Origin of the sequence: Pseudomonas sp. Irchel s3h14, from assembly GCF_900187425.1 — a bacterium.
In the GTDB taxonomy this organism is placed as follows: domain Bacteria; phylum Pseudomonadota; class Gammaproteobacteria; order Pseudomonadales; family Pseudomonadaceae; genus Aquipseudomonas.
Genome location: NZ_FYDJ01000011.1, coordinates 103,726 through 117,127, shown reverse-complemented (window position 1 = coordinate 117,127; position 13,402 = coordinate 103,726). Strand labels below are relative to the sequence as shown.

Below are 13,402 nucleotides of genomic sequence, written 5' to 3'. Positions count from 1 at the left end.
TACCGGTGACATCTGATTGTTGTGCGCTTACTGACAATGTCGAACGTAAGCGCTCCGTGAATTGGAACCCATCGCGAACCTCGGTATTGCCCAGGTCCTTACGGCCTTCATAGCTCGCCCGAGCCGGAGTACGCCCCCAAAGCTCGCGGATGTAGATCAGTTGGCCTGATTCATGGCCGATCTGCGCAATGAACGCGTCGACACGCTTAATGCCAACGATCTTCTTCTTTTATGTCCGGCGAGACGGGCTTTTGACCTTGGCGTTCTCGTACTGGCGGAGCTTTCACAGCGCATTCCGATATGACAGTAGTGATGGTCACCACTACACGTTCCCGTTTGCCTGCGAGCATGCAGGGCTGCAGAACCTCGATCAACTTGTTAAGCTGCACAGCTTGCGATGCAGCGCTTGTGTTGTCGCTAACGAATCTGTCGCTGCCGCCTCTCGAGATCATGACCTGGGCATGCCGGTTGTCAGCAATCGCGCCGATTAACCGATTAGCTGCTCAACGACGACATCGTAATGTTGGCAGAACCGACAATTGACGCACTGGCGAGTACGCTGGAACGGGTTTTGCTGTCGCCGGAATTGACGCAATAGCTCAAGGAGGTTGCCCTTTTGCGGCATCCGCCGCCTGGTCAGTGGAAGGGGGCAAAATGGCTCAAAGGCTTCAGGAAGTGTTATCCGGTCCCTTCCCTTCTGATTCCCGTGTGGCAGTTTCTGAGGCTCAGGGTCCAAGCCTGGAAGCCGGCAAACCGAGTGGTTCCGAGCCCCTTGGCACAGAACCCGAAAATTGAGTCAATCCGCAGACAATAACGCAAAGAGGTCATTCAGATATCGGCCAGTGTGTTGAGTCGATAGTTGATAGAATCGGGCGAGAGAAAGACCCGGAGCTTTCGTAAGAAAATGATAAAACCGTGAGACTGCTGACTGAACATGATGATCATAGAAGATAAATATATAAAGTTGTCTATCGTTGTGCCGGTATACCGAAGCGCTGCCATTTTGCCGACGCTGGTACAGCAAACACAGGACGCAATGGTTAAAGAGGGGCTTTCAGGTTCGTTCGAACTCATCCTCGTGAATGACGCAGGCCCCGATAATAGCTGGGCAGTCATTCAGTCTCTGGCCGCGACTCATGATTTCATCCGCGGTATCAACTTACGAAAAAACGCCGGGCAACACAATGCAATCATGGCAGGTCTGAATCACGTTCGCGGCCAATTTGTCGCGATCATGGATGATGATCTCCAGCACCCTCCCAGCGCGCTCGGAGAAATGGTACGAGCACTCGAAAATGGTTATGACGTCTGCTACACACGGTACCTAAATCGGCAGCATGCCTGGTGGAAAAAGGCAGGCAGTCGCTTCAACGACTATGTCGCTACGATATTACTGGACAAACCTAAAGGCCTATACCTTTCCTCATTCAAGGCCATGCGGCGAGAGATCGTCGAAGAGGTTATCAAGTACCATGGCCCCTATGCCTATATCGACGGCTTGATCCTGGATGTCACACAGTCCATTACAGCCATTGATATCATCCACCTTGCGCGGCACGAAGGTGAAAGTAACTATAACTTTCGCCGTCTGTTATCGCTTTGGCTGAAAATGGCCACAAGCTTCTCGATTTTGCCTTTGAGAATTGCCACCTACCTCGGTTTTACCCTGGCTGCACTCAGCTTGGTGACCGCTGTTTTTGTGATTGTGGCTAAAGTATTACATCCCGAATATCCTCCGGGGTGGGCATCGCTGATCGCGGTAATGTTATTTATCGGCGGCGTGCAGACTTTATGCATAGGAATGGTGGGTGAATACCTCGGCCGAACGTATTTGAAATTAAACTGCAAACAGCAATTCACTATCGGCAGTACTACATGGCAAGGAACGGGATTACATGAACAAACCCGAGTTTGATAAGTTTGCGGATGAATATGACAAGGTTCTTGGCGAAACCATCCCAAACGCGTTGAATGAAGACGCTTACTTTGCCGAGTATAAGATAGCGCTTATGGCTTCCCGCCTGAAAGGCAAAAAGGTCACCCGCATCCTCGACTTTGGTTGTGGCGCAGGCAGAAGTCTGCAGTTCCTGAAAAACTATTTCCCGGATAGCGAAATATGGGGCTACGACGTCTCTCCTGAGTCCTTGAAGGTCGCGTCGAATCAATTACCGGAAGCCTTGCTGTTTTCGGACTGGTCGACCCTGGGCGATATTCAGTTTGACGCCATCATAGCCGCCAATGTCTTTCATCACATTCCAGTAGCAGAACGTCTGCCCGCGCTGGTACTTTGCCGAAAGTCGTTAAGTACCAAGGGGCAAATGTTCATGTTTGAACATAACCCTTACAACCCAATGACACGCTGGATTTTTGAACGCTGCCCGTTCGATGCCGATGCCGAGATGCTGAATCTCAGCACAGCCCTCGATCTCGCGCGGAAGGCCGGTTATGCCTCAGAGCAACACTCCTACACATTGTTCTTCCCCAAGCAACTTGCCTTCCTGCGCAAACTTGAACCTTGGCTAAAACGCCTACCATTAGGAGCTCAGTACTATGTCCAGATGGCAGGCTGAGTCGACATACCTTGGGCGTTATATTGGAAGCGGCGCATTCAACACCCTGGTGGGCTTTGCAGTCATATTTTTGGCAATGTGGGCCGGCTTCTCGCCTTCCGCCGCCAATATTTCCGGCTATGCCGCAGGGTTTATATTGGGATTTATATTGTCCAAAAAGATCGTATTTCGTAGTAACGGAAACTTCGTAAAAGAAAGCGTGCGCTACTTGATTGCGTTCTTGGGCGCATTCGCTTTGAACTTTATTGCTCTGCACATAGCTTTGGAAAAACTTGAGTTAGCGGCGATACTGGCTCAGATTGTCGCCGCGATCGTCTACACTCTGGCCATGTATGCCTTGACACGCTTTTATGTATTCTCGCCCGCCCTGGCTTCCAAAAGTACCCGTCAGTAACCGACCCGGCCTATCGCCATAAAGCGTAGCAGCCCGCCTGCTACTCCATGAACGTCAACTTACACGGCAAAAACAAGGCAATGGAATTCAATAATGCCCAGTAAAACATTTCTGATAATATCCGCAGTGATTGGAGTTTTGATCCTGGGACCGGTGTCCGTCGCGTTTTACCAAGAGCTGGCCGCGTTACCCTATAGCGTGCGCATGCTCAGTACCGGTCTCGCCATTACCATCTTCATCCTGGCATTTTTCTTGATCCGCCAACCCTTCCGAGAAATGGGGGCTGTTAAATATTGGTTGCTTGGCGCCACGTTCCTGCTTGGATGGGGATTATACGCCTCATCCGATATTGAAGTTCAGTCTGGGGATGTTGCTCAAGCGCACTACTCAGACGGCACGCAAATAGAAGATGTCAAACCCTCCGGCGTAATCGCTTGGGGCCGCACGGTCAGTGGCTACAATATGCACCCCGCGTACAGAACAGCAGTCGTTTTAAACTCCGTGGTGGCCACATTTGCGTCCCACCCCGGCAAGGTCAAGCTGCTGTTCACCAAACCCCCAAAAGCTTTATTCCAAGCCGACGGCACCCCCACTGCGAGTGATGGCATTTCTGTCGAACTCAGTGCCTTTGACGCAAAAGGCAATCTTGGCTATTCACAGACCTTCATGATTTCCCAGGAAAGTTTCCTGAAAGACAAGTGGATTGAGAAAGCCGTACGGATGGACGCCGGCATTGCTTCGATCAAAGTGACGCTGGGATGCGGGCCTCCTGGAAGCACACCTGATTTTGATGCCACGATAGTTGGATTCCAGATTTTGAACTGGCACACCCATGCCAAATTAATCGGGAAAGTGATGCTCGTGTGCATCGGTTTCTTCGTTGTTGGACTGTTCCTGATTCTCAACCTCAACTTTTCTACCACGGGCTCCGCAGCCAGCCGGAAAACCGCATCCTCGCGAACCCTTTTCTTTTACGTTTTGGTACTCGCCTGCTTGGTGCTTCTGGCCTATTGGTCCGAAAGCAAGACTTCATACGTATTTTTCTGGGATTTCCGAAATTACTGGGAAAAAACCGAGACGTTGTACGAACTATTCAAAGCAGGCTCGTGGGCACGAGCCATAGGCATGTTGTCGTCCACTTATGCTACGGATTACTCAATGCTGCCATCGGTGTTGCCAGCGTTGTTGAGTCTCGTGACAGGGTACCCAACCCGACTCAACTACTCACTCACCATCACGGCGCTTTATGCCGTTCCGGCCTATATAATGGTGGCCTACCTTGCCAAGAGGCTAATTGAAGGCAATCCCCCTCTAACTGGCGATGCATCGCTGCGAAGCGGATGGATCCTAGCGAGCTTCCCAGTCTTTTTTGGCCTACCTCTCTTCTTCGCGACAACGCTTTTCCTGATGCCGGACATCGGTGGTGTCATCATGTTTGTTGGCGCATTGTTAAGCGCCTCGACCTTGGTCGATGCTATCAGGGTAGAAGACGATAAGGCGCAGCCCTGGAAGGTATCTAAGACGCTATTGCGAGCCAGCATCAGTCTTGGCGTACTCTTCAGTCTGATGTTCGTTTTTCGGCGTTGGTATGTGTTTGCTGCCGCAGGGATAGCTTGCTCCCTGTTCGTCCTGGTACTGATTGAGATACTTCGCGCTCAATCCTCTCAAGGAATGGTAGCGTTTCGCGCCGTAAGCGCTGCTGTGCTAATGGCTTTTGCCGCATTACCTCTGTTGAGTTGGGTTCTGTTTGTCTGGTCGCAAGATTTTGGTCAACACGACTACTCGACTTTGTACGCGTCCTATCAGTATTCACTAAGTTCCGATATTAAACTTTTCGGAGCCGTATTCGGCTACATCGTCCCTCTACTATGCGTCGTAGGAGCCACGTTGTTGTACCGTCAAGGTAAATCCACGCGTCTTTTCTTCCTTCTCAGTGTATCGACGTGTATTGCTTGCATATTGTTTCTCCAAGTTCAAAGTCCAGGACACCATCACTTTTTCCTGCTCATGCCCTTGTTGGGGACGTGCCTAGCTGGGCTATCCATACTGTTGGCTCGTCGCTTTGGTCCGATGGCGCCGATTTGCCTTACCCTCCTCCTAGTCATAGGCAGCACTGTGACGACGCTATCCAGGGAGAAGTTCGAAGCCACTGCTTTTGCCTCTTACGAAGACTGGATGCCACAACATCAGCAGTATGCAGGCGGCTTTATCGACTTGTCCCATTGGCTCGCATTACCGGAGAATGAGAACAAGAAATTTTGCTTGCTTGCCTCTAGCAAGACGATAAATCTAGGGGTTCTCAACGAAATTTGGCAAATAGCGCCGACTGTCACTAAACATGCTTATGATCAACGATTGATCCAGCTGGGGCAGATAGACAGTGTCAACGGCCCACCCATGCCAGCTATCAGACAGTGCGAGATCTTTCTGGTCGGTGTGCCTTTTCAAACACACATGCCGCCCGGCCAGCAATCTACTTTAGAAATAGCTCAAAAAGACGTGATCAGTGGAACAGGTATCGGCGCAGCTGTTGCGCCGACTCCCACCACCTTCCCAATGGGCGACAATATAGAAGTGCGCGCGTACCAAAGGGTGAGGGACATAACCGACGAGGAGTACACAGACCTGGTCAAGCGTTTTCTGAATGGCAAGGGGCCTGGCTACATCAATCCCACCGCCTACCGATGAACCCGATTTACTGAACCCCTAAACTCACCCTCCCCCAGCCGTACTTGATCCATCTGGTACGGTTGGGGGTTTTGGCAAGTCTGCTTAATGCCTGGAGAAAACGACTATATCGAGTTCGACTCCACGGGCGCATTGAAAGCCTGAGCAACTTGAGTAGCCAATGCACGAGCATGTTGGCGAAGTTCCGGGACGGCTGTAGCCTCCAACAGTTGAGCCTTGAGCATAGGGCCTACATAACTAAACCACCCTAAGCTTTTCCCGGACCTGTCCACAACTGCATAGTCTTTACCGACATTGATTCCGAGATTCAATGCATCAGTGCAGATCATTACGCTCTTTCGACAAGTACGAAGTAAAAGTATCGGTAGTTTTCCCGATATCAGCGCCAACAGCAGTGGACATCCGCCGCAATTCGGCCAACGGGTTGCGGTGCGTTTGTCGGCTGAAAACCATCGCCAGCGCTGGTCCCGGAAAGCTTCGTCGTGCTGAGCGACTTAGCCGGCGGTCTGCCAGTAAGGTAGGTCCATGTAGTGGAAGGTATGGATGTGACTGATGGCCTGGACGCATTTATGCGCTATCTGGTGCCCGAAGGCGCAATTATCAATTTCGAGGTGTTCCTGGACACCGAACAGGACACGGCCAGCCAAATCGCCCAGGGCAAAGTCTATTGGTGCATTCGCTTTACCGACGTGCCGCAGGCAGAAAACCCGAATTTCCTTTTCGAAGTCACCGATCAATGGATGACCGAAGCTCCTTCGAAACAAAAGCTGATGCCCAAGCGTGGGTGCGCATGATCGAAAGCGAAATCGAGCGAGGCATTTTTGCCTCTCGCGTCGAGGCCGAATACTTTCTGGATCGACTCGTCTGGTATCTGAAAAACACTCAGGCGGCTACCGTCCAGGTGGGGCGGATGACATTTTTTCTGTGAGCCGCCTCGGATTGTTTCATCTTTTCTGGGATGATGGGCTTCTGCGATCCCGGAAGTGATGGACTCCCCCCTGAATTGGCGGGAGACAGGGATCAGCTTTTCTGAGATCCGACACAGGTTGTCGCTTTCGACATTAAAGAGATGGGCCCGAGCGTTGCGGCGTAAAGGGAAAGTGTTGTTCTAGAGGATTGAACATGGCGCCACCTAACCGAATTGAGCATGTTGGCTTCGATGATTTCCGACGCTTTGCACAGGATGAGTCGCTGTCCAAATATGAGCGCATCGGGTTTCCCGACTCATATCGTCAGGGTTATGAAGCAGTTATCTTCGAAGATATTTGCTCAAAGCTGACCAACCTGAAGAAAGCTGGCCAGCAAGTTGTCGATATCGGTCCGGGCTGTAGCGATCTGCCCAAGATGTTGATCGACCTGTGCGCATTGAATAGTCATGCCTTGACGCTGATCGACAGCCAGGAAATGCTGGATCTGCTTGAGAGCGCGTCCTTTATCGAAAAGGTGCCAGCGATGTATCCGCAATGCCCGGATTGGGTTGCGGGAAACGCAGGAAAGGTCGACGCGATCCTATGCTATAGCGTGCTGCACTATGTCTTAGTCGATGTGGGTTTCTTTCGATTTCTCGATGTTTCGCTTTCCCTGTTGGCGCCCGGCGGACAGATGTTGATAGGCGATATACCCAATATTTCCAAGCGCAAACGCTTTTTTTCCAGCGAAACCGGTGTGAGTTTTCATAAAGACTATATGAAGACGGATGAGGCGCCTGTCGTCGAATTCAACCAGATCGAGCACGATCAGATTGACGATGCCGTCGTGATGTCGATCATCCAGCGGGCACGGCTCCAGGGATTCGATGCCTATCTGTTACCGCAGGACCAGGCACTTCCGATGGCGAATCGGCGCGAAGATATCCTCATCATCAGACCTTGAGAGCAGGAAATGATAAAGACGAAAAAGGTTGTCATTCTGGGCGACAGTGCCTTCGCCGAGGTGGCTTATGAATGCTTTACTCACGACTCTGAATACGAAGTCGTCGGCTTCTCTGTCAACTCTGCATTTCTTGAACGTAATGAGTTGTTTGGTCTACCTGTCGTACCGCTTGAGGAGATTGAGCGCTTCTTCGATCCCGACCAGGTCGAGTTCTACGCGGCGCTTGTTTACTCCCAGCTTAATCGGCTGAGGACGCGGTTATACGAGGAAGCGAAGACGAAGGGGTATCGGCCAGCGAGTTATATCAGTAGCCGGGCGTTTGTATGGCCTAATGCGGTTTTGGGCGAACACTGCTTTATCTTTGAAGATAATACGATTCAGCCATTCGTCAAAATTGGCAATAACGTCGTGCTTTGGAGCGGAAACCATATCGGCCATCATTCGGTGATCGAGGACAATTGCTTTATCTCCTCTCACGCTGTTATTTCCGGATTTTGCACGGTCGGAAAAAATACTTTCATTGGCGTTAATTCGGCGATTGCCAATAACGTCGTCATCGGCGCCGATAATTGGCTGGGTGTTGGGGTCAATATCCTCAAGAACACGGATCCTGATTGTATTTTCAAAAGCGAGCATCCGGAGCCAGCCAAAGTATCCGCACGGCGTTTTTTCAAGGCCAGGACATGAAGTGGAATAAACTGGGCGTTGTCTGGACGCCTGATGGATCTCTCGATTGGGCCAGAACACATGCGATGGGCCCGACACCTTACCGACTCAACGATGATGTCATCCGTGTCTATCTGACATGCCTGGACGACAAGGGACGCGGTCGCCCGGGTTATGTCGATGTCTCAAGCTCGGACCCGACCCGGGTGTTGAAGGTCGCGACAACGCCATTGCTCGATATCGGCGAACCTGGGACGTTTGATGACAATGGTTTGATGGTCCTGAGTCTTGTCCCTGTCGATACGCAAACTGTGTATATGTACTACGCGGGATTCGAGCTCTGCGTGAATGTGCGATATCGGATCTTTACGGGGCTGGCGATCAGTCACGATGGCGGCGAGACGTTCCAGCGCTACAGCAAGGTCCCGATCCTGGATCGTAGCGATAGCGAGCGAGTGATTCGCGGTGGGAGTTTTGTCGTCAAGGAAGCTGACGTGTTCAAGATGTGGTACGTCGCAGGCAACGACTGGACCGAACTGCGGGGAAAACTGATGCCTGTGTACGACTTGCGGTATCAGGAGTCGGCCGACGGAGTGACGTGGTCGGATCGCGGTATTTTGTCGATGGCGCTCACCGGTGACGATGAGCACGGTTTCGGCCGCCCGTGGATCGTCAGACGCGACAACGGTGATTATCAGATGTTCTATTCGATCAGGCGCTGTTCGTTTGCCGCCTATCGTCTCGGCTATGCCGAGTCCAGCGACGGGGTTCAATGGGTACGTCAGGATCAGGAAATGGGACTCGATGTATCGCTGGAGGGCGTGGATGCGGAGGCAATCATGTATTCCGCCGTAATATCGGTTGGTGCCAAAACGTACTGCTTCTATAACGGCAATAATTTTGGTGAGCAGGGCTTCTGCGTCGCGGAGCTGATCCAGTGACCATCGAAGTCGTGCGCTATCAACCAGCACTGAGTGAAGCGTGGAATGCATTCTGCGCGAAGGCGGCAAACGCCACGTTCCTGCATTCGCGCCGTTTTCTCGAATACCATGGCGACCGGTTTCTGGATGTATCGGTTGTACTCATGCACGCCGACAGCATAGTCGGCGTTTTCCCTGCGGCGCAGTCCCCGGCAGATCGCTCCATGGTCATCAGCCACCCCGGTATCACCTATGGCGGCATTGTCCACGATGGCTACCTGTGCGGCGGCAAGATGATCGAAGCACTGGAGCGGGTGGGCGAGCACTACCGCGAGAGCGGATACGAACGCCTTCGCTATAAGGCGGTCCCCCATATCTACCAGTCTCGACCTTCGCAGGACGATCTTTATGCCTTGTTCCGGCTCGGCGCGCGTCGATCGCGCTGCGACTTGTCGTGCACAATTGATCTGGCCGATCGCGCAAAACCTTCCGAACGCCGCCGACGCGGGCTGAAAAAGGCGCTTAAATCGGTGTCAGTGGTGACGGGGACCGAGCAGGTGCGGGCATTGTGGCAGGTGCTGAACGATAATCTGGAGCGCAAGCACGGCGCGGCTCCCGTACACAGCCTGGAAGAGATGGAGCAGTTGATCACTCTTTTCCCTGGGGGGATCGAGTTGTTCTGCGCCAAGATCGATGGGCAAGTCGAGGCCGGGGTCGTGGTGTTCAAAGCGCGCACGGCATGGCATGCGCAATACATTGCGGCGAGTGAGGTGGCCTATTCGGTTTCCGCGCTCGATGCAGTGTTCGATCACGCCATGACCGAGGCCCTTTCAGCCGGGGTCCGGTATTTCGACTTCGGTACGAGCAACGAGTGTGAGGGCACGATTCTCAATGAAGGCCTCTACCAGTACAAGCATGAATACGGAGGCGGAGGCGCTGTGCACGAATATTACGATATTGATCTATTAGGTGTTCAGCATGTCTGTGTCTGATTGCAAGATTATCAATTTACCCAAGATCACCGATCCGCGGGGAAACCTGACTTTCCTGGAAAGTGGACGACACATTCCCTTCGATATCAGGCGTGTATTTTACCTGTACGATATCCCGACCGGGGAAGGCCGTGGCGCGCATGCGCACAAGGAACTGCACCAGCTGTTGATCTGCCTGTCCGGCAGTTTCGATGTCACGCTTGACGACGGGATGGAGAAGACGACGATCCACCTCAATCGTCCGTGGCAAGGTTTGCATATTCCCCCCATGATCTGGGCGGCCGAGCTCAATTTCGATCCCGGGTCTGTCTGCCTGGTCCTTGTGTCCATGGAATTCGACGAGTCCGATTATTATCGGGACTACGACGAGTTTATCGCCGCCGTCCGGTCTCGTTGAGTTTCTGCGAGACCTGGCCGCCTCGATAGCCATACCTTCAACCGCCACGCCGGAACGGTCTCGACTGCGTGCGCAGGGACACCCCGCCGATACGACGGATATGTCGTTCGGGGGGGGGGCAGGCGTCCAGTATGTGTTCGCGCATCGCCAATTATCGTCTGGTGCTACGAATGTGCGGCCAATGCAATTCCATTCCAGAGTTAGGAGCATGATTGTGAAAGTGCCATTTCTTGATGTCCGCAACGCCTATCTCGAGCTCAAGCCCGAACTCGATCAGGCGGTCGCGCGGGCTCTCGATTCTGGGTGGTATATCTTCGGGGAAGAAGTTGCCCAATTCGAAAAATCTTTTGCCGACTATGCGGGCGCCCGTTTTGCGATCGGGCTCGGCAACGGGCTCGACGCCTTGCGTATCACCTTGATGGCGATGGGCGTGTCCGAAGGGGACGAAGTCATCGTGCCGTCCAATACCTATATTGCTACCTGGCTCGCCGTGACACAGTGCGGAGCACGACCCGTGCCTGTCGAGCCCGACGTCGACACCCTCAATATCGATCCACAACGCATTGAGCAGGCCATGACCAGTAAAACCAAGGTCATTCTGCCCGTTCATCTGTATGGGCAGCCTGCAGCAATGGGACCGATCCTCGAACTGGCCCGCCACAAGGGGGTTCAGGTCCTCGAGGATGGCGCACAGGCGCACGGAGCACGTTATCGTGGTACGCGCATCGGTGGGCACGGAGATGCCGTGGCGTGGAGCTTCTATCCCGGCAAAAATCTTGGCGCGTTCGGTGACGGGGGCGGTGTCACTACCAACGACGCCGAACTCGCAGAGCGAATTCGGACGATTGCAAACTATGGTTCTAAAGTTAAATACGTCAATGAGGTTTGTGGCCTAAACAGCCGGCTCGATCCGATCCACGCCGCGGCACTGGCCGTCAAGCTGCCGTTCCTCGATGAATGGAACGCGCGTCGTGGGGAGATTGCAGCCTATTACCGCAAGCACTTGCAAGATACCTGTGTGAGGGTGCCGACTCCGCAACCGGATTGCACGTCGTCGTGGCATCTGTTCCCCGTTTTTTCGCAGCGGCGTGATGTTTTGCATGCGAGGCTGAAGGAGGCCGGCATCGAAACGCTGATTCATTACCCGATTCCTCCTCATATGCAGCAGGCTTACCAGTTTCTTGGTTTCGAAAAGGGCGCTTTCCCCATTGCGGAGGCACTGGCCGAGACTGAGCTCAGTCTACCGATCGGGCCACACATGACACTCGAGCAAGCGGCTTACGTGTGTGAAACTATTGCGAGTTTCCAGTAATGAATGATTTCGATCTCGACCGCTTGCAAGAAACGGTTGTGGAATATATTTGCCGGTCGCAATACGGCGATGCGATGGCGTGCATCAGGTCATTTGCCGAGCAAGTCATCAACGATCCGGCGTCGATTGGTGTTGTGTTCGCGAGCCGCGAGCTCGATGCGCTGTGCCGAATGCTAGCCGATGCCTACTACTACTATGCCGATCGTTGCCATGTGCCCGAGAGGGAAGGCCAGGGCACCGTCATTCTGGCGTCCGAACTGGTCAGGGCCGGAGGGCATACCGAACTGATCAAGGACTATCTGGCTCTCGGACTGTTCGAGAGCCCGGTTCGCGTCGCCTTGACCGATCTGTTCAATCGTATCGATCACGCCTCGATTAACGAGTGGGAGTCTCTGCTCGGCTGCGAAGTCTTCGTTGTGACCGAAACCGGGCTCGATGGCAAACTCGATGCCCTGACCGCGCGGCTTGGCGAGTGGAATCCTTCCACCGTTTTGACCCTCGGTCACAATCAGGACATCGTGTGCATCGTGGCGGCCCACGCCCCTGGCTTCAAGAACCGCTACTACATTCACCATGGCGATCACCATCTGTCTCTTGGTGTGACTTGCGAAGCGTTTCAGCATGTCGACTTGCACAACATGTCATATGAGTTGTGCAAAAACGAAATTGGAGTCGCGCAACAGCTTTATTGGCCGATAAGCGCAGTCCGTACATCCGAAATCAAAACCCGATTCCTCGACCGAGGGGCATTGACGACCTGCTCATGCGGTCGGATGTCCAAGTTCGAATCGGGATCATACGCGGTTCGCTATGAACGGGCAGTGGCTTGCATCCTAAAAGCCTCGCGCGGATACCATGTGCATATCGGGGAATTGTCCGATGCATTTCTGCAGAAAATCCACGAGGAACTCGATGCTGAGAACGTAAGCCATGACCGGTTCGTTCACATACCGTGGGTCGCTTCACTCTCTCAGGCGCTGATCGAAAACGCGGTGGATGTATATGTTTCTTCTTTCCCGCTTGGAGGCGGCAAATCGTTAATCGAGGCGATGTCGATCGGGGTGCCTGTCGTTACTCACGAATCATATCGCTCCCGTTATCACGCCGGATCCGATCTTGCTTATCCTGACAGCTATACTTGGAGCCAATATGAAGAACTCGGTCGGATTTTCAAGCAGTGGGACCAGCCGTTGTTGAAGCAGCACGCCGCATCGGCACAGCTGCATTTTGAGCGTTACTACTCGCAAGAAGCTTTATTGAAAGCTTTTGCCAGCGGGCTGGACAGTGCTGCCCTTGTTCCGCCATTGCATGCGTATCACAGAAACCAGCTGCAGAATCACCTGGATATAAAACGCCAGAAAGTGCAAGAAATCGGGCATTTGATATCTGAAGAGCATTCTGAGACGATCGCGGGGCTACAAGCGGTGATCAATCAGCTGACAAAGGAGAAGCTTGCGTTGGAAGCGTCAGTCATGACTCAACGACGGAATGAGGGTGCTCCAGGATCGTGGAAAGGAAAGATCAGAAAGATCGCTGCCGTGATACTTGATAAGTAAAGTTCAGTTGCTTTGCTTCGATAGAATCAACACAT

General features: G+C 52.9%; 12 protein-coding genes and 2 pseudogenes. 13 read left to right on the top strand and 1 reads right to left on the bottom strand.

Annotated features, from left to right (window positions below; translation table 11 throughout):
- Positions 1 to 49 precede the first annotated feature (49 nt).
- A pseudogene (locus tag CKW16_RS32660) lies at positions 50 to 223 on the bottom strand (glycoside hydrolase family 19 protein); the annotation flags it as partial.
- Between CKW16_RS32660 and CKW16_RS32655 the strand changes: the two are divergent.
- The 13 genes and pseudogenes from CKW16_RS32655 (at position 173) to CKW16_RS20555 (ending at position 13,367) form a co-directional block, all read left to right on the top strand.
- The gene (locus CKW16_RS32655) at positions 173 to 304 is read left to right on the top strand and encodes a hypothetical protein (protein ID WP_256580529.1); all 132 of its coding nucleotides are present in this window, start codon (positions 173 to 175) and stop codon (positions 302 to 304) included. The pseudogene CKW16_RS32660 and the gene CKW16_RS32655 overlap by 51 nt on opposite strands.
- 630 nt (positions 305 to 934) lie before the next feature.
- Complete coding sequence (locus CKW16_RS20615; RefSeq protein WP_095130213.1) at positions 935 to 1,915, top strand: glycosyltransferase family 2 protein; 981 nt, start codon at positions 935 to 937, stop codon at positions 1,913 to 1,915.
- On the top strand, positions 1,896 to 2,570 hold the full coding sequence (locus CKW16_RS20610; protein WP_095130211.1) for a trans-aconitate 2-methyltransferase: 675 nt from the start codon (positions 1,896 to 1,898) through the stop codon (positions 2,568 to 2,570). Before CKW16_RS20615 ends, CKW16_RS20610 begins: the two co-directional genes overlap by 20 nt.
- A complete protein-coding gene (locus CKW16_RS20605; RefSeq protein ID WP_095130209.1) occupies positions 2,551 to 2,964 on the top strand; it encodes a GtrA family protein in 414 nt (137 codons plus the stop codon). Before CKW16_RS20610 ends, CKW16_RS20605 begins: the two co-directional genes overlap by 20 nt.
- Positions 2,965 to 3,057: 93 nt before the next feature.
- Positions 3,058 to 5,652 carry a hypothetical protein gene (locus CKW16_RS20600; RefSeq protein ID WP_095130207.1) on the top strand — a complete coding sequence of 865 codons (2,595 nt, stop codon included), beginning with the start codon at positions 3,058 to 3,060 and terminating at the stop codon, positions 5,650 to 5,652.
- Positions 5,653 to 6,194: 542 nt separating this feature from the next.
- Positions 6,195 to 6,446, top strand: a pseudogene (locus CKW16_RS20590) (phage tail sheath C-terminal domain-containing protein); the annotation flags it as partial.
- A 328-nt stretch (positions 6,447 to 6,774) separates the two neighbouring features.
- Positions 6,775 to 7,524 (top strand): class I SAM-dependent methyltransferase, encoded by a 750-nt coding sequence (locus CKW16_RS20585; RefSeq protein WP_095130203.1) that lies wholly within the window; start codon positions 6,775 to 6,777, stop codon positions 7,522 to 7,524.
- Positions 7,525 to 7,533: 9 nt separating this feature from the next.
- A complete protein-coding gene (locus CKW16_RS20580; RefSeq protein ID WP_095130201.1) occupies positions 7,534 to 8,211 on the top strand; it encodes an acetyltransferase in 678 nt (225 codons plus the stop codon).
- Positions 8,208 to 9,131, top strand: coding sequence for a hypothetical protein (locus CKW16_RS20575; RefSeq protein WP_176471580.1), 924 nt, complete (start codon positions 8,208 to 8,210; stop codon positions 9,129 to 9,131). Before CKW16_RS20580 ends, CKW16_RS20575 begins: the two co-directional genes overlap by 4 nt.
- Positions 9,128 to 10,102: a GNAT family N-acetyltransferase gene (locus tag CKW16_RS20570; RefSeq protein ID WP_095130197.1), complete on the top strand. Its 975-nt coding sequence runs from the start codon at positions 9,128 to 9,130 to the stop codon at positions 10,100 to 10,102. The genes CKW16_RS20575 and CKW16_RS20570 overlap by 4 nt, the downstream gene beginning before the upstream one ends.
- Entirely contained in the window at positions 10,089 to 10,499 is a 411-nt protein-coding gene (locus tag CKW16_RS20565) for an FdtA/QdtA family cupin domain-containing protein (protein WP_095130195.1), read from the top strand. The genes CKW16_RS20570 and CKW16_RS20565 overlap by 14 nt, the downstream gene beginning before the upstream one ends.
- A 208-nt stretch (positions 10,500 to 10,707) precedes the next feature.
- Complete coding sequence (locus tag CKW16_RS20560) at positions 10,708 to 11,811, top strand: DegT/DnrJ/EryC1/StrS aminotransferase family protein (protein ID WP_218244108.1); 1,104 nt, start codon at positions 10,708 to 10,710, stop codon at positions 11,809 to 11,811.
- Positions 11,811 to 13,367: a glycosyltransferase family 4 protein gene (locus CKW16_RS20555; RefSeq protein ID WP_095130193.1), complete on the top strand. Its 1,557-nt coding sequence runs from the start codon at positions 11,811 to 11,813 to the stop codon at positions 13,365 to 13,367. Before CKW16_RS20560 ends, CKW16_RS20555 begins: the two co-directional genes overlap by 1 nt.
- Positions 13,368 to 13,402: the final 35 nt, after the last annotated feature.